Source organism: Kitasatospora sp. Ki12 (assembly GCF_054601375.1).
The window spans coordinates 1536905-1558135 of the sequence record NZ_BAAIHT010000001.1; the positions used below are offsets into that span (position 1 = coordinate 1536905).

Sequence of the window (21231 nt, forward strand, 5' to 3'; positions counted from 1 at the left end):
AGTCAAAGAACCCGGAAAGTTGAGCGTTGTCGCCCGGCACCCGGCCTGCCTAAGGTGCGGAGCATGGTGAATATCCGCGAACGGGGAAAGCTCCCCCGATTTCAGCCGGTGGACCTGAAGACGGTTCCGCACGTCGACGCGTTTCTCGGAAGCCTCGGCCTCGGCCCCCTCGACCCGGACACGGTAAGCGCCACGGGAGGCCGCAACAACAACTGGTCGGGAACCACCGGGAACGGAACACCCGTATTCGTCAAACAACTCCTGGCGGGGGACCGGGACGACCGCCTGCGCCGCACCGTCGGCGCCGCCGGGGCGATCCGGGAGGAACCGCTCACGCCGCGCCTCATCGGCGCGGACGCCGACCACGCGCTCCTGGTGTTCGAGCAGATCCCGGACAGCACCAGCGGAGCGCAGCTGGCCCTCGACGAGTCCTTCGACGAGGGGCTGTGCGCCCGCGCCGGGACGGCGGTGGCCGCCTTCCACGGCCTCCGGGCCCCGGACTTCGAGACGAGCGAGCACCCGCTGCCGCCGGTGGGCCTGCTCGACGCCCTGCCCCTCGAACACTACGGCCGGGCCTCGGCGGCCGAGCTGGCGATGTGGCGGCTGCTGCACGCGGACGCGCAGATCATCGAGGCCCTCAAGGCGCTGCGCCGGGCCGACACCCCGGACGGCACCACCCGCTGCCCCGTCCACGGCGACCTGCGGCTGGACCAGTTCCTGCTGGCCGGCGACCAGCTCCACCTGACCGACTTCGAGGAGGCCCGGCTCGGCGACCCCGCCCGCGACGTCGGCGCCTTCGCCGGGGAGTGGCTGTTCCAGGCGGCCGCCGGGCTCCCGGCGAAGCTCGCGGCCTCCTCCTCCTTCGGGCACGTCGCCACGCACGAGGAGATCATCGCCGCCGGCGCCGCCGAGATCGAGCGCCACGCACCGCTGGTCCGCGCCTTCTACCGCGCCTACCTGGCCGCCGCACCGGCCGCGATCACCGCGGACGCCGACCTCCCCGTACGGGCCGCCGCCTACGCCGGCTGGCACATGATCGACCGCATGCTGGCGGCCGCCGACAGCGCCAGCCAGCTCTCCCCGGTCAACAAGGCCGCCGCCGGCATCGGACGCACCGTGCTGCTCTCCCCGGCCGACTTCACCTCGACCCTCGGACTGGAGGCCTGACGTGCTCGGACAACTGCAACTGGCCCGCGACGTGCGGGACCTCATCGGGCAGGTCACCGTCGCGCCCGGCGCGCTGTCGGCGGAGACCGCCGGAGAGACCTACGAGGAGGAGACCTCCCAGGCCCTCGCCCGCCGCCTCGGCGCCGCCCTCTACCAGACCCTCCACACCGGACGCGACAAGCCGCTCGACGGCGCCCGCCGCAGCTTCCGCGAACCGGACTTCGACGCGCTCCTGAACGACGCCACCGGCCCGCTCAGCACCCCGACGAGCGCACAGGTCCTCCTCGCCGAGGAGGCCCACACCCTGGTCCTGCTGGACGGGCTGCGCGTGCGCGTCCCGCACGAGAAGCTCGCCGAGCAGCCCGACGGCTCGGTCAAGGTCCTCGTGCCCGGTGCCCGCCCCGGCCTCTCCCCCGGCTTCTTCTACGTCACCTCCGGCCACGGCGCCGTCATCCGCAGCGGCCCGATGCTCCGCCTGTACGCGCGCCTGGACACCCCCGACGTCGCCCCCGACGTCTGGCGCGCGCTGATGACCTTCCTCGGGCAGGTCGACACCCCCTGGCACGCCAAGATCTCGTCCTCGCGACTGCTCTACCCCCGCAACGACGCCGTCGTGGTGTACCTGCCGCGCCCGAGCTGGCGTCAGGCCCGCCCCATCGCCGAGGCGCTGCAGGCGACCGGTCTGCTCGGCCGGGGCACCTCCCCCTTCACCCAGCCGATCACCGAATCGGTCGGCTGCGCGTTCGAGCCCGACGATCCCCGCCCGACCCGGCGGGACCTCAGCTTCGGGCAGCACCGCACCCAGGTCTTCGCCGACGCCCTGATCCAGCACGCCCTCCTGGAGGACGGCGAGGAGGAGATCGTCGAGGAGATCGTCTCCGCCGCGTTCATCGACGCGGGGATCGACCCGGCCATGCCGGCCCGCAACCTCACCTCGCCCGTCGTCGACGTCCTCCGCGGCTACTGACCCCCGCCTCACTCCACCCCTGAAAGGCCCGAACGCAATGACTGGAACCAAGCAGTACGACGTCGTCGTGGTGGGCGGCGGCCCGGCCGGATCGACCGCCGCGAGCTTCCTCGCCAAGGCGGGCCGCAGCGTCCTGGTCCTGGAGCGCGAGCGGTTCCCCCGCTACCACATCGGCGAGTCCCTGGTCACGGGCATGTCGCCGATGCTGGAGGAACTCGGCGTCCTGGACGAGTGCGAGCGCCGCTTCCAGCGCAAGACCGGCATCAACCTCAAGTGGGGCAAGGACCCGCAGCCCTGGCGCTCCGACTTCAGCCAGGCCATCGGCGGCCACGACCACACCTGGCACGTGCGCCGCGACGAGTTCGACCAGCTCCTCCTCGACAACGCCCGCGAGCTCGGCGCCGACGTCATCGAGGAAGCCCACGTCACCGAGGTCCTGACCGACGAGACCGGCACCGTCACCGGCGTCGTCTACACCCACCAGGGCACCAAGCACCGGGTCACCAGCCGGTACGTGGTCGACGCCTCCGGGCAGAGCCGGACCGTCACCCGCAAGCTCACCGGCGTCACCTGGCAGGAGGACCTGCGCAACGTCGCCGTCTGGAGCTACTTCGAGGGCTACACGCCGATCGACGACCCCTACGACATCATGGTCGAAGCCCTCGACCAGGGCGGCTGGATCTGGGGCATCCCCCTGTCCGACAACCAGCTGAGCATGGGCTACGTCCTCCCCGCCGACCAGCTCTCCGAGGCCACCCGCGCCGGCCGGAGCCAGCAGGAGGTCTTCGAGCAGGGCATCGCCAACAGCACCATCGCCAGGACCATGGTCGAGAAGGCCACCCGGACCGGCGAGATGCACACCGCCCGCGACTGGTCCCACGTCAGCGACAGCTTCCACGGCCCCGGCTGGGTCGCCGTCGGCGACACCGCCGCGTTCATCGACCCGCTCTTCTCCTCCGGCGTCTGGCTGGGCACCTCCGGAGCCTGGCTCGCGGCCCGCGCCATCAACGCCGCCCTCGACAACCCGAAGGACGCCGACCAGGCCCTCGGCAACTTCGACGCGGTCTACCGCCGCCTCTACGACGACATCCTCGCCTACGTCCGGTTCTTCATGGACCCGACCCGGCTCCGCGAGGAGTACATGGAGCGTGCCCAGGGCATCGGCCGCACCTACATCGAGAACTCCCGGGTCGGCTTCATCACCCTCATCTCCGGCGTCAAGGCGCTCCCCGAGCTGGTCAGCTTCGACCCGATGGGAGAGGAGGGCATGCTGGAGGTCATCCACGAGGTCGCGACCGCGGCCGCGGCCCGCTGAACCCTCCCCGCCGACCGTCCCGCCGCCCGCCGTCCCGCCGCCCGCCTCAGCCCTGCTGCTGCGGCGGGCGGCGGCGCAGGCCGAGCAGCAGCAGGACCACCGCGGAGATCACCGCCGACACCCGCAGCACGTTCGGTGCCGAGGTCCAGCCGATCTGTCCCAGCGGGGACCCGGACTGCAGTCCGCCGCCCTGGCCGCCGCCCTGCTTGGCGTGCCGCATCGAGAACACGGTGGTCGCGCTCATCGTGATCAGCGGGATCCCGAGGATCACGAACTTGCGCGTCAGCTCGGAGAGTTGGCGGGAGAGGTAGCCGAGCCCCCAGCCCACCAGCATGACCGGGAAGATCCCGCTGACGGCGCCGCCGACCAGCAGGGCGCTGGAGAGCAGGATCAGCGGGGACGGCTTGCGCGCCGCCGCCGCGTCCGCGCCCGCGTCCTTCCCGGCCGCCTTCGCCGCGCCCTTCCCGGCCGCCTTCCCTCCGCCGCGTCTCCCGGCCTTCTTCCCACCGGCCGCAGCCGCAGGAGCGCCCGGGGCCCCGGGCGCCGCCTTCCCCCTACCCCTGGCGAGCTTCCGCGCCTTCCGCGCCGCCTTCGGGTCCGCCACGGCCGGCACCGCCGCCGTGGCCGCCTCCGCCTCGGCGGCGGCGTCCGCCGCGCGCTGCTCGGGGATCGGCTTCGGCGCGGGCTCCGGCCCGTCCGAGAAGTCGAACACCGTCATCGTCCACGGGCCGGTGCTGCTCACCGTCGGCGGCGGGATCGCGGACGCCCGCCGCTCGGCGTCGACCGCGTCCGGCGGGTTCAGCGGGACGGACGGGATCCCGGCCGCGCTCGGCGCCGGCGGGTCGTACACGCTGTCGGGGTCCGCGGCGGGTGCCGCCGGCGGCACCGACGGCGCGGGCGGCACGGCCGGGGCGCCCGCGGAACCCGCCGCACCCCCCTGACCGGCACCGCCCTGCGCGCCGCCGTCCGAGCGCTCGCTCCACGGCCCGCTCTTGCGCCACCACTCGCCGTCCGTCATCACCGACACCCCGCCTCGCCCGGCCCGCCCGTACAGAGCGCGGCCGCCCACCGAACCGCCCTCGGCGTGACGCTACCCACCCCGCCCCCGCCGACGCGAGTCCCACCCCGAGGCCGGGCGACGCGAGTCCCACCCCGGGGCCGGGCGAGGGACACCACGCCGTCCGCACGCCCGACTAACCTAGGTCGAATGACCACACAGCAGGGCCACCAACGCCGGGGCAGGACGCCCGCCGGCCCGCGCACCCTCGCCGAGGAGCTGCGCGCCCGTCCCGACGACGCGCTCGCCGCCCTGCTGCGCTCCCGCCCGGACCTGCTGAACCCCGTCCCCGGCGACCTCACCCAGCTGTCCGCCCGGCTCTCCTCGCGCGCCTCCGCGCTGCGCGCCCTGGAGCGGCTGGACCGCTTCACCCTCCAGGCCGCCGAGGCGCTGGCCACCGCCCCGGACGGCACCTCCGCGGCCACCGTCCGCTCCCTGCTGACCGGCCCCGCCAAGGTCAAGCCGCACCCCGGCGCGACCCCGCTCACCCCGGCCGACCGCTCCGCCGTCGCCACCGCCCTGCCCCGCGCGCTCGCCACCCTGCGCGACCGGGCACTGCTCTGGGGCCCGGACAACGGCCTGCGGCTGGTCCTCGCCGTGCGCGAGGCGCTCGCCCCGACCGCCGCCAACCCCGGCCGCACCGGCCTCGGCCCCACCCTCGCCGACGCCACCGTCGGCATGTCCCCGGCCCGGCTGCAGCAGCTGCTCGCCTCGGCCGGCCAGCCCGCCACCCCGGACCCGGTCACCGCCGTCGCCGCGCTCACCGCGCTGCTCACCGACCGCGCCCGCTGCGCCGCGCTGCTGGACACCGCCCCCGAGCCCGCGCTGCGGCTGCTGGACCGGCTGGTCTGGGGCCCGCCCACCGGCACCGTCCCGGACGCCGCCCGCCCGGTCACCGCCGAGGACGCGCAGAGCCCGGTCGAGTGGCTGCTCGCCCGCGGACTGCTGCTGCCCACCAGCCCCGGCAGCGTCGTGCTGCCCCGCGAACTCGCCCTGCACCTGCGCGGCGGCCGCACCCACCGCACCGTCGAACCGGTCCAGCCCGAGCCCGCGCCCGCCGCCGCCCCGCGCGATCCACAGGCTGTGGACAGCGCCGCGGCCGGCCAGGCCCACACCGCCGTCAAGACCGTCGAGGAACTGCTGGACGGCTGGGGCCTCACCCCGCCGCTCACCCTGCGGGCCGGCGGCCTCGGCGTCCGCGACCTCAAGCGCACCGCCCAGGCCCTGGAGACCACCGAGCAGCAGGCCGCCTTCTGGCTCGAACTCGCCTACACCGCGGGCCTGCTGGCCCCCGACGGCGAGGTGGACGAACGCTGGGCCCCCACCCCCGGGTACGACAGCTGGCTGCAGTTGGACACCGCCGCGCGCTGGTCCGTCCTCGCCACCGCCTGGCTCGCCGCCACCCGCGTCCCCGCCCTCACCGGCACCCCGGACGGCAAGGGCAAGCCGCGCGCCGCCCTCGGCCCCGAACTCGACCGCACCCTCGCCCCGTCGGTGCGCCGCGCCGCCCTCGCCCTGCTCGCCGAACTGCCGCCCGGCACCCCGGCCACCGCCGAGGAACTGCTCCCCACCCTGCGCTGGCAGCGCCCGCTGCGCGGCGGCCCGACCGGCCCGGACGGCCGCGACCTGCGCGAGGAGCTCACCGCCTGGACCCTCGCCGAGGCCGAACTCCTCGGCGTCACCGGCCGCGGCGCCCTCGCCGCCCCCGCCCGCGCCCTGCTCACCGCCGAGGCCGACGCCGCCGAGGTGCTCGCCCCGCTGCTCCCGCGCCCGCTCGACCACGTGATCCTCCAGCCGGACCTCACCGCGATCGCCCCCGGCCCGCTGCTCACCCCGCTCGCCCACGCGCTCGCGCTCTGCGCCGACATCGAGTCCAAGGGCGGCGCCACCGTCTACCGGTTCACCCCGGCGTCCGTCCGCCGGGCGCTCGACGCCGGACGCACCGCCGCCGACCTGCGGACCTTCCTGGAGCAGCACAGCCGTACGCCCGTCCCGCAGCCGCTCGCCTACCTGATCGACGACGTCGCCCGCCGGCACGGCATCCTGCGGGTCGGCGCCGCCTCCTCCTACCTGCGCTGCGACGACCCGGCCCTGCTGAACGAGGTGCTCGCCGACCGCCGCTCCGCCGACCTGCGGCTGCGGCTGCTCGCCCCCACCGTCCTCGCCGCCCAGGCCGCCCCCGACGTGCTGCTCACCACGCTGCGCACCATGGGCTACGCGCCGGCCGCCGAGTCCGCCGAGGGCGACGTGCTGATCACCCGGCCGGACAGCCACCGCACCCCGCCCCGCGCGGCGCCCGTCCCGGTCCCCGACGGACCGCCCGGCCCCGACGACACCCTGCTCGCCGCCGCCATCAAGGCCATCCGGGCCGGTGACCGCGCGGCCACCGCCACCCGCCGCGAACACTCCCCCGACCCGCGCGCCCTCCCCCGGACCGCCGCCGCCGAGACCCTGGCCGCCCTGCAGACCGCCGTCCTGCTCGGCGAGCGGATGTGGATCGGCTACCTCAACGCCGAGGGCATCGCCAGTCAGCGGATCATCGACCCGGTCAAGGTCGAAGGCGGCTACGTCACCGCCTTCGACCACCACGCAGACGAACTGCGCACCTTCGCCCTGCACCGCATCACCGGCGTCGCCGAACTCGACGAGTAAGCCGCCGAACCGGACGAGGTCGCCGACCCCGACGAGCGGGGAGGGAGCAGGCCCCCGCCGGGGGCGTCAGTGCCCCTTCGACTCCTTCATCTTCTCCTGGACCGCCTTGTCCGCCAGGCTGCCGATCTCCCCCTGTCCGATCGGCAGCGAGCCGCCGCCGACCTGGTCGGCGATCAGGAAACCGGGAGCCGCGAGCAGGCCGCCGGGCCCCTCGCCGATGCCCGCGAGGGCGTGCGCGGAGCCGGCCGAGGAGGCGGTGGCGGCGAAGGCCGTGCCCATCAGGGCGAGGGCGGTGAGAACACGCTTCGACTTGTTCATGACCGGCTCAACGAGCGAGGCCTCCGCCGGTCACCGGCGTGCGGTTGCGCCGCCCCGGGACGCGGCGTAGTCCGGAAGGACAGGGGGTTGCGCAGAGGAGGCATCATGCTCGGCGAACTGATCGGTGAGGTCAACGGCAAGGACACCGGCCGACGGGTCATCGCGGCCGGTGACGGGCACGCGGTCGTCGAGGTGTCGTTCGCGGGCACCGCCACCTACTTCGGCGTCGAGGTCTCCGGCTTCGGCACGTACGAGACCGAGCTCCGCGCCGACGGCACGCTGTTCGGCGAGGGCCAGGGCGTCGACATGACCGCCGACGGCCAGACCGTCACCTGGCACGGCAGCGGCATCGGCCACTTCGCCGAGGGAGGCGTCGTCAAGTACCGCGGCGCGATCTTCTTCTCCACCGCCGCCCCGCAGCTGGAACGGCTCAACTCCGCCGTCGGCCTCTTCGAGTTCGACACCGCCCCGGACGGCACCTCCACGGGCAAGCTGTACGAGTGGAAGTAGCCCGTCCCGGTTCTCCGCGGAATGCGCGACACTGGCCACTGCGACTGCACTCAGCAAAGCTGCCAGCTCGCCACAAGCTGGCAAGCCCTCGTGCTGCAGTCAGAACCATCGGCGCTGGCGCCGCTTCACACGCCTCAACTCCGCCTGAAACTCATCGACCACTCCGGAATCAATATCCATGACGTAAGAGAAATCAAGAAATATCGACCCCGTCGGCGCATCCGCCCCGAGGGTCGAGAGTCGATCAAGCCTCTCCAGTAGATCGGCAACAAAAAGACGGAATTTCCGGATGGATTTGTCGGCAAATTTTGCAGCAGTATCGACAATCCGGGAGAGATGCTCAGGAGTCCTTATAGATCTCACTGAAATGGACCAGTCGATCAGACTTCCGTAGGTACCGACCAGTCGGCGTGCCAGATGCTCGATCAGCACCGAGTCGCCCGGCTCCCCTGGCGCACCAAACGCTCTCTCCTGAGCATCAGGAGAGAGCCACAGTCCCACCTGGTGGGCAATGTCGGCTGCCTCATTGAATGCCACAGCTATATGATTGGACAAATCTTCAGCATTCGAGAACATGGGGCCGACAAGCCTATGCCCCAGACTGTAGTCCAGCCACCTCGACTCCAGCTCCTTCACTCCGATGTGCAAATATCCCGCATAGATAAGATACTCCCAAGACGGTGGCTGGCGCATAGCCATCGAGGCAATCAAATCCAGAGACCTAGGAACAGGCTCGAAGTAATTCGAGGAAGGCTCTTCAATTGCGCCTTGATCGGGAGCTACGTCAACTGGAGGCGGCATCGCATTGTAGTTGATCGTCATGTTGCCGATCTGCGATGCCTGTACCACCGGACCGGAAACCGTCCCGGACATGCTGTTATGGACTGCCCCCGGAGCGTTGGGGATGCCTTCGATACCTTCTGAGGTCAACGCTGCTCCTTCATCCGCCTTCTGAGTGAAGCCTGACACACGGTGGGCGACAACTCACACTGTCAGAAGCCAAAGACTCGCCTTGTCTTCGGCACGGTCCGAAGGCGGGGCGATCGCCTACCTCGTCAGCCTTTCGCTTGACCAGGTTCGGATGTGCCAGTGCCTGAGCTGTCGAGCCCTTCGACTGTCGTGACCTTCCTTGACACCGACCGCCGCATCAGCCCCTCCTCTCCGAAGTGGAGGGCAAGCCGAGTCAGATCCAGGACCTTGCCCGCCTTCGCCGCCGGGGCCACCTCGACGTACGCGCCCGTGCTGAGCAACAGGTCCCGCTTCCCGGCCACGTCGGCATCCCGCCAGACCTCCTCATGCGTCTTGCCGATCGGGACGACCTCCGTTCCCGCCGGCTTCGCGTTCCGCTGCCGCTCCTTGAGTTCCGCGATCCGCTCCTCAAGGCGGGCGTACTGCGTCGTGAAGCGCTCCGCGCCGTCGTCGCCCTTGAAAAGACCGCGCTCGTACCGGTCCTTCTCCAGCTCGGTCAGTGCCTCCTCGGCCTGCCTGATCTGCGGGCGGTAGTTCTCCCCTGCGTGCTCCACCACCCGCACAACGGGCAGACGGCCGAACTTCCGAAGGAACTCGACCTCGACGTGGTCCTCCATCCCCTTGCCCGCGATGCTCACGCCGTAGCAGTCGACAGCGACGCCACCTTGCCGCTTCTTGAGCCGACCGATGCACCGGTACCGCGTCCGCCCGCTGGCCACGTAGGTGTACATCCGGAAGCCGCACAGCGCGCAATGGACCACCCCGCGCAGCAGCGAAGTCGCCTCCCGCCTGCGCTCGCCCGGATTGGTGGACCGGCGGCCCAGCTCGTCCTGGAGCGCCTGCCAGGTGTCCATGTCCAGGATCGGCGGCCGGTTGACCAACGGCAGTCCATCAGTCCGCAGGATCGGCTTGCCGTCCTCGATGACCTGCCCGAGCAACTGCGGGTTGCTCAGCAGACTCCGCAGTGAAGTCGTGTACCACTTCTTCGAGTTGCTGCGCTTGCCGGTGGTCTGCCGCGACGTGTGCCCCGGCGAGGGGATGTCGGCCTTGGTGAGGTCGATGGCGATCTGGATCAACGAGTCCTTGGCCAGCACCCGCTTCACGATCGAATGAATGGTCTCGGCCTCCTCCTGGTTGACCACCAGCACCTTCCCCGCGCCGTCCGGGTTCGGGGCCACCTCGTAGCCGTAGGGGACGCGTCCCCCGGTGTAGCGGCCCTCCCGCCGCAAGTGCTCGTGGGCGCCGGCGACCCGCATGCCGATGGTGTCCGACTCCAGCTCGGCGAAGACCGCGATCACCTTCGCCATGGCCCGTCCCAGGGACGACGTGAGGTCGAGCGGTTCCGTCGCCGACGCCAGTGCGACGCTCTGCGCCTCGGTGATCTTCATGATCTCGGCGAAGTCCACCGTGGACCGCGCAAGTCGGTCGATCTTGAAGAACACGATCACGTCGAACTCGTCGAGCCGTTCCAGGATCTTCTGGAGCCCGGGGCGTTCCAGGCCGCGCGAGAACCCGGAGACGTCGATGTCCTCCTCGACGGCAACCACGGTCCAGCCGCGTGCCGCGCACAACTGCTCGCAGGCCGCCCGCTGGCGCTCTGGCGAAGTGGTTTCCTCTGTCTCGCGCGATAGGCGAACATAGATAGCTGCGCGCATACCTGGTGCGCTGGCCGGAACGCCCTTCCGGCGACGGGCTCGGGGCATGGCCCGAACGGTGGCAGTCGTGGTCTCTGTCACGCGGCGATCCTATCCACGGAGGTATGTGTGTCCTGCCTAATCGTCCAGAGCGACAAAACTCTTCTCCTGGAGATCGACCACCCCAAGGCCTCCGACTGCCGCCGTGCCATCGCGCCGTTCGCCGAGCTGGAGCGGGCGCCCGAGCACGTGCACACGTACCGGGTGACCCCGCTCGGGCTGTGGAACGCGCGGGCGGCCGGGCACGACGCCGAGCAGGTGGTGGACGCCCTGGTGACGTACTCGCGCTACCCGGTGCCGCACGCGCTGCTGGTGGACGTGGCCGACACCATGGGCCGGTACGGCCGGCTCCAGCTGCTCAAGCACCCCACGCACGGGCTGGTGCTGGCCACCACCGACCGGCCGGTGCTGGAGGAGGTGCTGCGCTCCAAGAAGATCGCCCCGCTGGTCGGCGCCCGGGTCGACCCGGACACCGTGGTGGTGCACCCCTCCGAGCGCGGTCAGATCAAGCAGGTGCTGCTCAAACTCGGCTGGCCCGCCGAGGACTTCGCCGGGTACGTGGACGGCGAGGCGCACCCGATCGACCTGGCCGAGGACGGCTGGCAGCTGCGCCCGTACCAGTCGCAGGCCGTCGAGGGCTTCTGGCACGGCGGCTCCGGCGTCGTGGTGCTGCCCTGCGGCGCCGGCAAGACGCTGGTCGGCGCCGCCGCGATGGCGCACGCCAAGTCGACCACGCTGATCCTGGTCACCAACACCGTCTCGGCCCGGCAGTGGAAGCACGAGCTGGTCAAGCGCACCTCGCTCACCGAGGACGAGATCGGCGAGTACAGCGGGACGAGGAAGGAGATCCGCCCGGTCACCATCGCCACCTACCAGGTGATGACGACCAAGCGGAAGGGCGTCTACGCCCACCTGGAACTGTTCGACGCCCGCAACTGGGGCCTGGTCGTCTACGACGAGGTGCACCTGCTGCCCGCCCCGGTGTTCAAGTTCACCGCGGACCTCCAGGCCCGCCGCCGGCTCGGCCTGACCGCGACGCTGGTGCGCGAGGACGGCCGCGAGGGCGACGTGTTCAGCCTGATCGGCCCCAAGCGCTTCGACGCGCCGTGGAAGGAGATCGAGGCGCAGGGCTACATCGCGCCCGCCGACTGCTGCGAGGTCCGGGTCACCCTGACCGACTCCGAGCGGCTCGCCTACGCGACCGCCGAGCCGGAGGAGCGCTACCGCTTCTGCGCCACCACGGCGACCAAGCGGCGGGTGGTGGAGGCGCTGGTCAAGAAGCACGAGAAGGACCAGACGCTGATCATCGGCCAGTACATCGACCAGCTGGACGAACTCGGCGAGGTCCTGGACGCCCCGGTGATCAAGGGCGAGACCAGCAACGCCCAGCGCGAGAAGCTCTTCGACGCCTTCCGGAACAAGGAGATCAGCGTCCTGGTGGTCTCCAAGGTCGCGAACTTCTCGATCGACCTGCCCGAGGCCACGGTGGCCATCCAGGTCTCCGGGACCTTCGGCTCCCGCCAGGAGGAGGCCCAGCGCCTCGGCCGGGTGCTGCGCCCCAAGGCGGACGGCCACTCGGCCCACTTCTACTCGGTGGTCGCCCGGGACACCGTGGACCAGGACTTCGCGGCCCACCGGCAGCGCTTCCTGGCCGAGCAGGGCTACGCGTACCGGATCATCGACGCGGACGACGTGCTGTAAGCAGTCCCGGCAGCAGGCTCAGTAGCGGACACCGTCGCGCCCGAGGAAGATCACGCGCGCGGCGGTGTCCAGGGCGATGCCGACGTTGCGGACGGCGGTGCTCAGCGGGTTGCGGTGGCGCCCGTTGGCGGCGGTGGCGCCGTGCGGGCCGGTCCGGGGGGTTCGGGTCTTGGTGCTCATGTCTTCAACGGTAGGCACCCGACCGGCCACGGGCATCACTCCAAAGGCCGTATCCGCCGCGGCGGAGGTCGTCCTCCGGGTGTACGGCGGACCCCGGACGGAAGTAGGGGGAACCCCGAGACCTGCACGGCTGGTCCCCGGGGACGGACGGGTCTAAGATCGTCCGTCTGCCCCCTCCCGAACCGTGGTACCTGCTGAAGTCCCGCAGGCAGCCGGGGGAGGCGCCGACCGCACGGCAACCGGTCGGCTGTACCCCACCGTGAGCTCCATCGATCCGCTGCGCCCGCCACCGGGGCAGCCGGGAAGGTTCGCTGTGCCCGCCACCCCCACCACCGACCCCCTCCAGCGCGAACGCGACCACCTGGCCTCGTCCCGGGCCGCGCTGCGAGCGATGCGCGAGGACGTCGAGTCGCTCGACCTGCGCGACGTGACCGGCACCTGGGTGTCCGCCGTCGTCCTCCAGAACCAGATCGAGGCCAGGATCGCCGCCCTGGCCGACCTCTCCCACACCCCGCTCTTCTTCGGCCGCCTCGACTACCTGCACGCGGTCAGCGAGGAGCTGAGTGAAGGCGGAGGAGGGGAGAACTTCTACATCGGCCGCCGCCACGTCCACGACGCCGACGGCGACCCGATGGTGATCGACTGGCGCGCGCCGGTCTCCCAGCCGTTCTACCGGGCCAGCCGCACCGAGCCGATGGACGTCGAGCGCCGCCGCCGCTTCGGCTACACCGGCGGCGAGCTCACCGCCTACGAGGACGAGCACCTCACCGACCCGGCCGAGACGGACACCACCTCCGCCCTGCTCGCCGCCGAGATCGAGAAGCCCCGCGTCGGCCCGATGCGCGACATCGTGGCCACCATCCAGCCCGAGCAGGACGAGATCGTCCGCTCGGACCTCACGGGCACCATCTGCGTCCAGGGGGCGCCGGGCACCGGGAAGACGGCCGTCGGCCTGCACCGCGTCGCCTACCTGCTGTACGCGCACCGCGAGCGCCTGGCCCGTACCGGCACCCTGGTGATCGGGCCGAACAACGCCTTCCTCTCCTACATCGAGCAGGTGCTCCCGGCCCTCGGCGAGCTGGACGTCGCCCAGGCCACCGTGCAGCAGCTGGTCGGGCACGTCGAGGTCCGGGGCGAGGACGACCCGGAGGCGGCCCGGCTGAAGGGCGACGCCCGGATGGCCGAGGTGCTGCGCCGGGCGGTGCGGGCGGGCATCTCGCTGCCCACCGAGCCCTGCGTGGTGGTCCGCGGCTCCCGCCGCTGGCGCGTCCCGGCGTACGAACTCGTCGAGATCATCGAGGAGTTGAAGGGCCGTGAGATCCGCTACGGGGCCGCCCGCGACGCCCTGCCGCAGCGCCTCGCGCACGCCGTGCTGCTGAAGATGGAGCAGGGCGGCGAGGCCCCGGACGACCGGGTGCAGGACGCGGTGGCCCGCACCACCGCGGTCAAGGCGGTGGTCAAGGAGTGCTGGCCGGCCGTCGACCCGGCCAAGCTGGTGCTGCGGCTGCTCTCCGAGCCGGAGTTCCTGGCCGAGTGCGCCGAGGGCGTGCTGACGCCCGAGGAGCAGCGGGCGGTGCTGTGGCCCAAGCCCGGACGCTCGGTGAAGACCGCCCGCTGGACACCGGCCGACGCCGTCCTGGTGGACGAGGCGACGGACCTGGTGCAGCGCACGCCCTCGCTCGGCCACGTGGTGCTGGACGAGGCGCAGGACCTCTCCCCGATGCAGTACCGCGCCGTCGGCCGCCGCTGCACCACCGGCTCGGCGACCGTCCTCGGCGACCTCGCCCAGGGCACCACCCCGTGGGCGACGGCCAGCTGGCCGGAGGCGCTGCGCCACCTGGGCAAGGCGGACGCCCACATCGAGGAGCTGACCAAGGGCTTCCGGGTGCCGGAGGAGGTCATCGTGTACGCCTCCCGGCTGCTCCCGGCGATCGCCCCGGGCCTGGCCCCGGCCACCTCGGTGCGCGAGACGCCCGGCTCGCTGACGATCCGCCCGGTCGCCGACGGGGATCCGGTCGAGGCGGCCCTGCGCGCCTGCCGGGAGGCGCTGGAGCACGAGGGCTCGACCGGCCTGATCGCCGCCGACGCCCGGATCCCGCGGCTCGCCGAGGCGCTGGCCGCGGCCGGCCTGTCGTACCTCTCCCCCGGCGACGAGACCAGCGCCGAGTCCCGGCTCACCCTCGTCCCGGCCTCGCTGGCCAAGGGTCTGGAGTACGACTACGTGGTGCTGGACGAGCCGGCCGCGGTGGTCGCCGGCGAGCCGGACGAGCGGACCGGCCTGCGGCGGCTGTACGTGGCGCTGACCCGTGCCGTCTCCGGGCTGACCGTGCTGCACGCCGAGCCGCTGCCCGAGCAGCTGCGCTGACCACGCGAAAGGGCCGGGGGAGCCGGCCCTTTCGCGGACGCTCAGGCGTCGATCCGCGCCCGCCACTCGGCGACCTTGGCCGCGTCCACCGGCGTCCGCCAGCCGTCGGCCCGCACCGCCCCGCCGACGTGGAAGGCGTCGAAGCCCTCGGCCAGCAGCCCCGCCAGGTGCTCGGCCCGCAGGCCGCCGCCGATCAGGATCCGCTGCCCGTACCCGGGCTCCCCGGCCCGGGCCAGCTCGGCCGACAGCACCGCGCGCCCGGCGTCCACGCCCGCGGCCGCGCCGGAGGTGAGGAAGGTGTCCAGCCCGGGCAGCTCGCCGACGGCGGCGCGCAGGGCGGCCCGGTCGGCGCTGTGGTCGATCGCCCGGTGGAAGGTCCAGCGGCAGCCGGCCACGGCCTCGGCGACGGCCGCGGTGGCGGCCAGGTCGACGGCGCCGTCGGCGTCGAGGAAGCCGAGGACGAACTCCTCGGCGCCCTCGGCCCGCAGGGCGGCGGCCCGGGCGCACAGCCCGTCCAGGTCGCCGGGGGCGAAGCCGTCCCGGATCCGGAGCATGACGCGCAGCGGGAGGCCGACGGCGGCCCGGATCCGGGCGAAGTCCTCGACGGACGGGGTGAGCCCGTCGGCGGCCATGTCGGTGACCAGTTCGAGCCGGTCGGCGCCGCCCGACTCGGCGGCCTGGGCATCCTGGGGCGTCAGCGCGATGACTTCGAAAATTGGTCTAGACATATCAGTAGGTTGCCACATCCGGCCGGACCCGACGAGGGCGCACCCCCGTCCGGCCGCACCGGGACGGCAACCCCCGCCGCGCCCCGCCCGGGGCGAGCCCGTCAGGCCGTCCGGTGGACCGCCGGTACGGCCGGCCGCCGGCCGTACCGGTGCACCGCCACCGCCACCAGCACCAGCAGCCCCGCCGCCGGCACCGCCATCGGGAGCAGGTTCGAGACCCCGTGGGCCTCACGCCAGATGTTGAACACGCACCCCGGCCCGGTCAGCACCAGCGCCGTCATCCCCACGGCCGTCGGCACCGTCCGGCCGCGCAGCGCGGCGAAGGTCAGCAGCAGCGGGGCGACGAGCATCGCCACCACCCACCACCGGTCCAGCGGGAAGGTGGTGTCGTCCCAGTTCTGGGCCGCCTCCAGCAGTCCGCCCGCCACCGCCGCGGCCAGCACCAGCCCCGCCGTCCGCAGGGTCGGCCGGGGCAGCAGGTCGGTCGGCGCGGCGACCAGCAGCAGCGCCGCCGCCACGAAGGGCAGCGAGGCCATCCCGATGTAGCCGGACCACCACAGGTCGAAGTGCGAGGTGAACACGGCCTCGCCCAGCTGGCTCAGCCCGATGACGCCCAGCACCAGCGCGGTGGCCCGCACCGCGGTCCAGCGCCCCAGCAGGGCCGCCACCGCGAGCAGCAGCGCGGCCACCGGCGGGGCGAACGCCCGGACGTGGTTCCCCAGCGAGTCGTCCCAGGCGAGCCACCTGGTGGTCCGGTCCACGGTGGCCAGCCAGGGCACCATCGTGGCGCCGACCACCGCGCCGGCGATCATCGGCGCGGCCAGCGCGAGCAGCCGGCCGGCCGCCGAGGCGCCGGTCAGCCCGAGCCGCACCCGCAGCCCGTACACGGCCAGGCCGAGCACCTCCCGGGCGACCGCCGCACGGCCGCCCGCCGCCGTGGTGTCGGCGAACACCTCGGCCAGTTCCTCGCCGCGCTCCCGGCGGTACCGCTCCGGGTAGAGCTGCAGCGCGGCCCGCAGCGCCACCGAGGGCGCGGCACCGATCACCGGCATGGTCATGAGAGTCCTCCCCCCGACGCGGGCCGCCCCTGCGACCCGGCATTCCCCGGCAGCATCGCCCGGATCTTCGTGAGCCGGCGCTCGGCCTCGGTGGCGACCGCCCGCAGGCGCCCGGCCTCGGCGGCCAGCGCCTCCCGTCCGGCTCCGGTCAGCGCGTAGGTGCGCCGGGCCCGGCCGTCCACCACCTCTTCGGCGGCCACCTCGATCAGGCCCTGGCCGAGCAGCCGGTCGAGGGCGCCGTAGAGGGTGCCGGTGCGCATCTTGACCCGGCCGTCCGAGATCGCGGCGACCTCCTGGATGAGCGCGTAGCCGTGTCTCGGCGCGTCGGCCAGGGCGGTGAGCAGAAGCAGCGTGGGCTCCTGCATGGAGCGTTCTGTCATACGACTACATATATCGTCAACCTACCTATAGGTCCAGCCCCGGGCCGACCCAGCACAATGGCCGTCATGCCCACCACCGAGGAAGACCTGCTCACCGCCTGGACCGCCCTGCTGCTCCGCTGCGGCACCACCGCCGACCCCGAGCCGTACGGCCGGGAGCTGCTGCGCCGCTGGTCCGAGCCGCAGCGCCGCTACCACACGACCGACCACCTGGGCGCGGTCCTGCGGCACGTCGACGACCTCGCCGGGCACGCCGCCGACCCGGACGCCGTCCGCCTCGCGGCCTGGTTCCACGACGCCGTCTACCGCCCCGACCGCAGCGAGAACGAGGAGCGCAGCGCCGCCCTGGCCGTCCGGGCGCTGACCGCCGCCGGCCTGCCCGCCGCCCGGGTGGCCGAGGTCGAACGGCTGGTCCTGCTGACCGTCGGCCACGACCCGGCGACCGGCGACCGCGACGGCGAGGTGCTCTGCGACGCGGACCTCGCCGTCCTCGGCTGCACCCCGGAGGCGTACGCGGCGTACGCGGCCGCCGTCCGGGAGGAGTACGGCTTCGTCCCCGCGCCGGACTTCCGGGCCGGCCGCGCCGCCGTGCTGCGCGGCCTCCTCGCGCTGCCCGCGCTCTACCGCACCCCCGCCGCCCACGCCCGCTTCGCCGACGCCGCCCGCGCCAACCTGACGGCCGAGCTCCGGCAGCTGGAGCCCTAGGACAGCTTGCCCACCGGCGCCACCACCGCGCCCCGCTTGCCGCACACCCAGTGCGGCTCCGGCCCCAGCTCCGGCTCCACGCCCAGCGCGTGCGGGTCGCCGTCGTCCGCGCAGTCGGCGCACAGCGGCCAGCGCCCGTACGCCTCCAGCAGCGCGTCCTGGACGTCCTGGGCGACCAGCCCGAGCACGTACTCGGTGCCGTCCGGCCACTGCTCCAGCCACCAGCGCCGGTGGGTGACGGCCTGCTCCACCAGCGAGACGACGGCGGCGTCCGCCACGTCCCGCGCGGTGAGGTCGGCCAGGATCAGGGCCCGGGCGTTGTGCAGGGCGGTCTCGATGTCGTCGGAAGCCATCCGTCCATTCTCCGTGGCCCGCCCATGGGTTCAAAACGGGCCCGACGCCGGAAACGCCGCGTGGGCGGCCCCCCGAAGGGAACCGCCCACGCGGACGAGGATCAGCCGATCCGATCGGAATCCGATCAGGATCAGAAGTCCATGTCACCGCCCGGCATGCCGCCGCCGGCGGCCGCGGCGGCCTTCTCCGGCTTGTCGGCGATGACGGCCTCGGTGGTGAGGAACAGCGCCGCGATGGAGGCGGCGTTCTGCAGCGCGGAGCGGGTGACCTTGGCCGGGTCGATGATGCCCGCGGCGACCAGGTCGACGTACTCGTTGGTGGCGGCGTTCAGACCGTGACCGGCGGGGAGGTTGCGCACCTTCTCCACCACGACGCCACCCTCCAGGCCGGCGTTGGTCGCGATCTGCTTGATCGGGGCCTCCAGCGCGACCTTGACGATGTTGGCACCGGTGGCCTCGTCGCCCTCCAGCTCCAGCTTGTCGAAGGCGACACCGGCCTGCAGCAGCGCGACGCCACCACCGGCGACGATGCCCTCCTCGACGGCGGCCTTGGCGTTGCGGACGGCGTCCTCGATGCGGTGCTTGCGCTCCTTGAGCTCCACCTCGGTGGCCGCGCCGGCCTTGATGACGGCCACGCCGCCGGCCAGCTTGGCGAGGCGCTCCTGGAGCTTCTCGCGGTCGTAGTCCGAGTCGCTGTTCTCGATCTCGGCGCGGATCTGGTTCACGCGGCCCGCGACCTGCTCGCTGTCGCCGCCACCGTCGACGATGGTGGTCTCGTCCTTGGTGATGACCACCTTGCGGGCGGTGCCCAGCAGGTCGATGCCGGCGTTCTCCAGCTTGAGGCCGACCTCCTCGGAGATGACGGTGCCACCGGTGAGGATGGCGATGTCGCCGAGCATGGCCTTACGGCGGTCGCCGAAGCCCGGGGCCTTGACGGCGACGGACTTGAAGGTGCCGCGGATCTTGTTCACGACCAGGGTCGACAGGGCCTCGCCCTCGACGTCCTCGGCGATGATGACGAGCGGCTTGCCGCTCTGCATGACCTTCTCCAGCAGCGGGAGCAGGTCCTTGACCGAGCCGATCTTGGAGTTGGCGATGAGGATGTACGGGTCCTCGAACGTCGCCTCCATCCGCTCCAGGTCGGTGGCGAAGTAGGCCGAGATGTAGCCCTTGTCGAAGCGCATGCCCTCGGTGAGCTCGAGCTCCAGACCGAAGGTGTTGCTCTCCTCGACGGTGATGACGCCTTCCTTGCCGACCTTGTCCATGGCCTCGGCGATGAGCTCGCCGATCTGGGTGTCGGCGGCGGAGATGGAGGCGGTGGAGGCGATCTGCTCCTTGGTCTCCACGTCCTTGGCCTGGGCCAGCAGCTGGTCGGAGACGGCGGCGACGGCCTTCTCGATGCCGCGCTTCAGGGCCATCGGGTTGGCGCCGGCGGCGACGTTGCGCAGACCCTCGCGAACCAGGGCCTGGGCGAGCACGGTGGCGGTGGTGGTGCCGTCACCCGCGACGTCGTCCGTCTTCTTGGCGACCTCCTTGACGAGCTCCGCACCGATCTTCTCGTACGGGTCCTCGAGCTCGATCTCCTTGGCGATGGAGACACCGTCGTTGGTGATCGTGGGGGCGCCCCACTTCTTCTCCAGCACGACGTTGCGGCCCTTGGGGCCGAGCGTGACCTTCACGGCGTCGGCGAGCTGGTTCATGCCACGCTCAAGGCCGCGGCGAGCTTCCTCATCAAAGGCGATGATCTTGGCCATCAGAAGTGGTCCTCCGGGACACGGTCGACTGCTCGGACCAAGGGGTGCCCGCGACGGACGGCCCTGGTGTGCGGGGGTCTTTTCCCCTACCGCTCCCGGGGGCCTCACCGACCCGGTCCGCTGTCACTCTCACGCTGTGAGTGCTAACGCCAATGATTAGCACTCACGGTGGTCGAGTGCAAGCCCAATCGCCAACCCGCGAGCCCCCGCTGGGACCGCCCGGGAACGCCGACGGGCCCGTACGACACGTGTCGTACGGGCCCGTCGAGAAGCGAGTGGTCACCAGCGGTGGGCCGGGCCGAGCTCCTGGAGTCGGAAGGGGTCAGACCGCCGCGCGAACCATGTCCGCCTGCGGGCCCTTCTGTCCCTGGGAGATCTCGAACTCGACCCGCTGGCCCTCCTCGAGGGTGCGGTAGCCGTCCATCTGGATCGCGCTGTAGTGGACGAAGACGTCCGCACCACCGTCGACCGCGATGAAGCCGTAGCCCTTCTCCGCGTTGAACCACTTGACGGTGCCCTGAGCCATTCCGAACTCCCCTTGTGCTGTGCTGGCCCTTCACGTGCCCGCAGGTCGCGGGCCCGGGTTGGTTGAAGGCCGGCCCGGGGAACCCCCCCTGGGCGCAGCCGTGCACGCCGCAGCCCTCCGCGCGGGTCGCCGTACGGCTTCCGGTGAGCGGGTGATTGCGTCGACCGCCGCTGAATGTATCCGGACCGAAGCCCTCTGCAACAGGGTCAACCGCCGGTAATTCCGCTGCGACGGCAGGGGACAGGACGGGTTGAATCGGGAAGATCTCGGCATTTCACGCCGGGCATAGCGGACGAATTACTCAAATCCCCGCGGTAATTCTGACATCGGCCTGACATGTTTCACGGACCGGTCTCACCGGCCGGACGTCCTCCGACGGAACCTCGCCCGGTCCTGCCGCCGGGCCGAGAGGGAACCCCTGTTCCCAGTCGAGCGACACTCTACTCCGACTCCATTCGAAAATATTCCAGCCGGAATGCAACCGGCCGCCCGCGGGTACGGAGATCGGAATTCCGTACGCGCGGGCGGCCGAATGGCGGGAGTTCGCGGCTCAGCAGCCGCCGGCCACCGCCGGAATGATCGAGACGCCGACGCCGTCCTTGATCTCGGTCGCCAGGCCCTCGGCGAAGCGCACGTCGTCGTCGTTCACGTAGACGTTGACGAAGCGGCGCAGCTTGCCGGTGTCGTCCAGGATGCGGGCGGCGATGCCCGGGTGGTTCCGCTCCAGGTCGGCGATGACCTCGGCCAGGGTGGTGCCCTCGGCGCTCACCTCGGCGGCGCCGCCGGTGTAGGTGCGCAGGATGGTGGGGATGCGGACGTTGGCGCTCATGGC

General features: G+C 72.2%; 20 protein-coding genes. 8 read left to right on the forward strand and 12 right to left on the reverse strand.

Annotated features, from left to right (window positions below):
* Positions 1–63: 63 nt before the first annotated feature.
* The 3 genes from lxmK to ACYP53_RS06610 are packed head-to-tail and all read left to right on the forward strand — an operon-like array spanning position 64 to position 3449.
* Positions 64–1167: a class V lanthionine synthetase subunit LxmK gene (lxmK, locus tag ACYP53_RS06600; RefSeq protein WP_459646885.1), complete on the forward strand. Its 1104-nt coding sequence runs from the start codon at positions 64–66 to the stop codon at positions 1165–1167.
* A 1-nt stretch (position 1168) separates the two neighbouring features.
* On the forward strand, positions 1169–2134 hold the full coding sequence (locus ACYP53_RS06605) for a T3SS effector HopA1 family protein (protein ID WP_459646886.1): 966 nt from the start codon (positions 1169–1171) through the stop codon (positions 2132–2134).
* Between the two features lie 37 nt (positions 2135–2171).
* Positions 2172–3449 (forward strand): NAD(P)/FAD-dependent oxidoreductase, encoded by a 1278-nt coding sequence (locus ACYP53_RS06610; protein WP_459646887.1) that lies wholly within the window; start codon positions 2172–2174, stop codon positions 3447–3449.
* Positions 3450–3495: 46 nt separating this feature from the next.
* Here the strand turns inward: ACYP53_RS06610 and ACYP53_RS06615 are convergent, their stop codons facing one another.
* A complete protein-coding gene (locus ACYP53_RS06615; RefSeq protein ID WP_459646888.1) occupies positions 3496–4467 on the reverse strand; it encodes a hypothetical protein in 972 nt (323 codons plus the stop codon).
* A gap of 189 nt (positions 4468–4656) precedes the next feature.
* Between ACYP53_RS06615 and ACYP53_RS06620 the strand changes: the two genes are divergently transcribed.
* The gene (locus ACYP53_RS06620; RefSeq protein ID WP_459646889.1) at positions 4657–7158 is read left to right on the forward strand and encodes a helicase-associated domain-containing protein; all 2502 of its coding nucleotides are present in this window, start codon (positions 4657–4659) and stop codon (positions 7156–7158) included.
* A 66-nt stretch (positions 7159–7224) separates the two neighbouring features.
* Here the strand turns inward: ACYP53_RS06620 and ACYP53_RS06625 are convergent, their stop codons facing one another.
* Positions 7225–7476 (reverse strand): hypothetical protein, encoded by a 252-nt coding sequence (locus tag ACYP53_RS06625; RefSeq protein WP_030057082.1) that lies wholly within the window; start codon positions 7474–7476, stop codon positions 7225–7227.
* Positions 7477–7581: 105 nt separating this feature from the next.
* On the opposite strand from ACYP53_RS06625, the gene ACYP53_RS06630 reads away from it, so the two are divergent.
* A complete protein-coding gene (locus ACYP53_RS06630; RefSeq protein WP_459646890.1) occupies positions 7582–7986 on the forward strand; it encodes a hypothetical protein in 405 nt (134 codons plus the stop codon).
* 99 nt (positions 7987–8085) lie between these two features.
* On the opposite strand, the gene ACYP53_RS06635 is transcribed toward ACYP53_RS06630, so the two are convergent.
* The gene (locus ACYP53_RS06635; protein WP_459646891.1) at positions 8086–8916 is read right to left on the reverse strand and encodes a hypothetical protein; all 831 of its coding nucleotides are present in this window, start codon (positions 8914–8916) and stop codon (positions 8086–8088) included.
* Between the two features lie 125 nt (positions 8917–9041).
* Positions 9042–10691 (reverse strand): recombinase family protein, encoded by a 1650-nt coding sequence (locus ACYP53_RS06640; protein ID WP_459646892.1) that lies wholly within the window; start codon positions 10689–10691, stop codon positions 9042–9044.
* Between the two features lie 27 nt (positions 10692–10718).
* On the opposite strand from ACYP53_RS06640, the gene ACYP53_RS06645 reads away from it, so the two are divergent.
* A complete protein-coding gene (locus ACYP53_RS06645; protein ID WP_459646893.1) occupies positions 10719–12350 on the forward strand; it encodes a DNA repair helicase XPB in 1632 nt (543 codons plus the stop codon).
* A gap of 18 nt (positions 12351–12368) precedes the next feature.
* Here the strand turns inward: ACYP53_RS06645 and ACYP53_RS06650 are convergent, their stop codons facing one another.
* The gene (locus ACYP53_RS06650) at positions 12369–12530 is read right to left on the reverse strand and encodes a hypothetical protein (protein ID WP_189919821.1); all 162 of its coding nucleotides are present in this window, start codon (positions 12528–12530) and stop codon (positions 12369–12371) included.
* A 313-nt stretch (positions 12531–12843) separates the two neighbouring features.
* Here ACYP53_RS06650 and ACYP53_RS06655 point away from each other — a divergent pair, with 313 nt between their 5' ends.
* Positions 12844–14895, forward strand: a complete 2052-nt coding sequence (locus ACYP53_RS06655) for a HelD family protein (RefSeq protein WP_229928852.1) — start codon at positions 12844–12846, stop codon at positions 14893–14895.
* Positions 14896–14936: 41 nt separating this feature from the next.
* Here ACYP53_RS06655 and ACYP53_RS06660 read toward each other — a convergent pair whose 3' ends face one another.
* From ACYP53_RS06660 to ACYP53_RS06670, 3 genes are all read right to left on the reverse strand, one after another.
* Positions 14937–15623, reverse strand: a complete 687-nt coding sequence (locus ACYP53_RS06660) for a copper homeostasis protein CutC (protein ID WP_459646894.1) — start codon at positions 15621–15623, stop codon at positions 14937–14939.
* A 101-nt stretch (positions 15624–15724) separates the two neighbouring features.
* Positions 15725–16681 (reverse strand): hypothetical protein, encoded by a 957-nt coding sequence (locus tag ACYP53_RS06665; RefSeq protein WP_459646895.1) that lies wholly within the window; start codon positions 16679–16681, stop codon positions 15725–15727.
* Positions 16678–17061 (reverse strand): PadR family transcriptional regulator, encoded by a 384-nt coding sequence (locus ACYP53_RS06670; protein ID WP_189919815.1) that lies wholly within the window; start codon positions 17059–17061, stop codon positions 16678–16680. The genes ACYP53_RS06665 and ACYP53_RS06670 overlap by 4 nt, the downstream gene beginning before the upstream one ends.
* Positions 17062–17127: 66 nt before the next feature.
* Between ACYP53_RS06670 and ACYP53_RS06675 the strand changes: the two genes are divergently transcribed.
* Positions 17128–17766: an HD domain-containing protein gene (locus tag ACYP53_RS06675; protein ID WP_459646896.1), complete on the forward strand. Its 639-nt coding sequence runs from the start codon at positions 17128–17130 to the stop codon at positions 17764–17766.
* Here the strand turns inward: ACYP53_RS06675 and ACYP53_RS06680 are convergent.
* The 4 genes from ACYP53_RS06680 to ACYP53_RS06695 form a co-directional block, all read right to left on the reverse strand.
* Positions 17763–18119: a hypothetical protein gene (locus ACYP53_RS06680; protein ID WP_189919811.1), complete on the reverse strand. Its 357-nt coding sequence runs from the start codon at positions 18117–18119 to the stop codon at positions 17763–17765. The two genes, ACYP53_RS06675 and ACYP53_RS06680, sit on opposite strands and share 4 nt — an antisense overlap.
* Positions 18120–18250: 131 nt before the next feature.
* Positions 18251–19873 carry a chaperonin GroEL gene (gene groL, locus ACYP53_RS06685; RefSeq protein WP_188308227.1) on the reverse strand — a complete coding sequence of 541 codons (1623 nt, stop codon included), beginning with the start codon at positions 19871–19873 and terminating at the stop codon, positions 18251–18253.
* A gap of 322 nt (positions 19874–20195) precedes the next feature.
* On the reverse strand, positions 20196–20399 hold the full coding sequence (locus ACYP53_RS06690) for a cold-shock protein (RefSeq protein ID WP_030289665.1): 204 nt from the start codon (positions 20397–20399) through the stop codon (positions 20196–20198).
* Between the two features lie 550 nt (positions 20400–20949).
* On the reverse strand, positions 20950–21228 hold the full coding sequence (locus ACYP53_RS06695) for a MoaD/ThiS family protein (RefSeq protein ID WP_189919809.1): 279 nt from the start codon (positions 21226–21228) through the stop codon (positions 20950–20952).
* Positions 21229–21231 lie beyond the last annotated feature (3 nt).

Bases quoted from the DNA above. Each gene is read 5' to 3' on its own strand.
- lxmK (WP_459646885.1), top strand. From the start codon at position 64: ATGGTGAATATCCGCGAACGGGGAAAGCTCCCCCGATTTCAGCCGGTG.
- ACYP53_RS06610 (WP_459646887.1), top strand. From the start codon at position 2,172: ATGACTGGAACCAAGCAGTACGACGTCGTCGTGGTGGGCGGCGGCCCG.
- ACYP53_RS06615 (WP_459646888.1), bottom strand. From the start codon at position 4,467: ATGACGGACGGCGAGTGGTGGCGCAAGAGCGGGCCGTGGAGCGAGCGC.
- ACYP53_RS06620 (WP_459646889.1), top strand. From the start codon at position 4,657: ATGACCACACAGCAGGGCCACCAACGCCGGGGCAGGACGCCCGCCGGC.
- ACYP53_RS06625 (WP_030057082.1), bottom strand. From the start codon at position 7,476: ATGAACAAGTCGAAGCGTGTTCTCACCGCCCTCGCCCTGATGGGCACG.
- ACYP53_RS06630 (WP_459646890.1), top strand. From the start codon at position 7,582: ATGCTCGGCGAACTGATCGGTGAGGTCAACGGCAAGGACACCGGCCGA.
- ACYP53_RS06650 (WP_189919821.1), bottom strand. From the start codon at position 12,530: ATGAGCACCAAGACCCGAACCCCCCGGACCGGCCCGCACGGCGCCACC.
- ACYP53_RS06660 (WP_459646894.1), bottom strand. From the start codon at position 15,623: ATGTCTAGACCAATTTTCGAAGTCATCGCGCTGACGCCCCAGGATGCC.
- ACYP53_RS06665 (WP_459646895.1), bottom strand. From the start codon at position 16,681: ATGACCATGCCGGTGATCGGTGCCGCGCCCTCGGTGGCGCTGCGGGCC.
- ACYP53_RS06670 (WP_189919815.1), bottom strand. From the start codon at position 17,061: ATGACAGAACGCTCCATGCAGGAGCCCACGCTGCTTCTGCTCACCGCC.
- ACYP53_RS06675 (WP_459646896.1), top strand. From the start codon at position 17,128: ATGCCCACCACCGAGGAAGACCTGCTCACCGCCTGGACCGCCCTGCTG.
- ACYP53_RS06680 (WP_189919811.1), bottom strand. From the start codon at position 18,119: ATGGCTTCCGACGACATCGAGACCGCCCTGCACAACGCCCGGGCCCTG.
- groL (WP_188308227.1), bottom strand. From the start codon at position 19,873: ATGGCCAAGATCATCGCCTTTGATGAGGAAGCTCGCCGCGGCCTTGAG.
- ACYP53_RS06690 (WP_030289665.1), bottom strand. From the start codon at position 20,399: ATGGCTCAGGGCACCGTCAAGTGGTTCAACGCGGAGAAGGGCTACGGC.
- ACYP53_RS06695 (WP_189919809.1), bottom strand. From the start codon at position 21,228: ATGAGCGCCAACGTCCGCATCCCCACCATCCTGCGCACCTACACCGGC.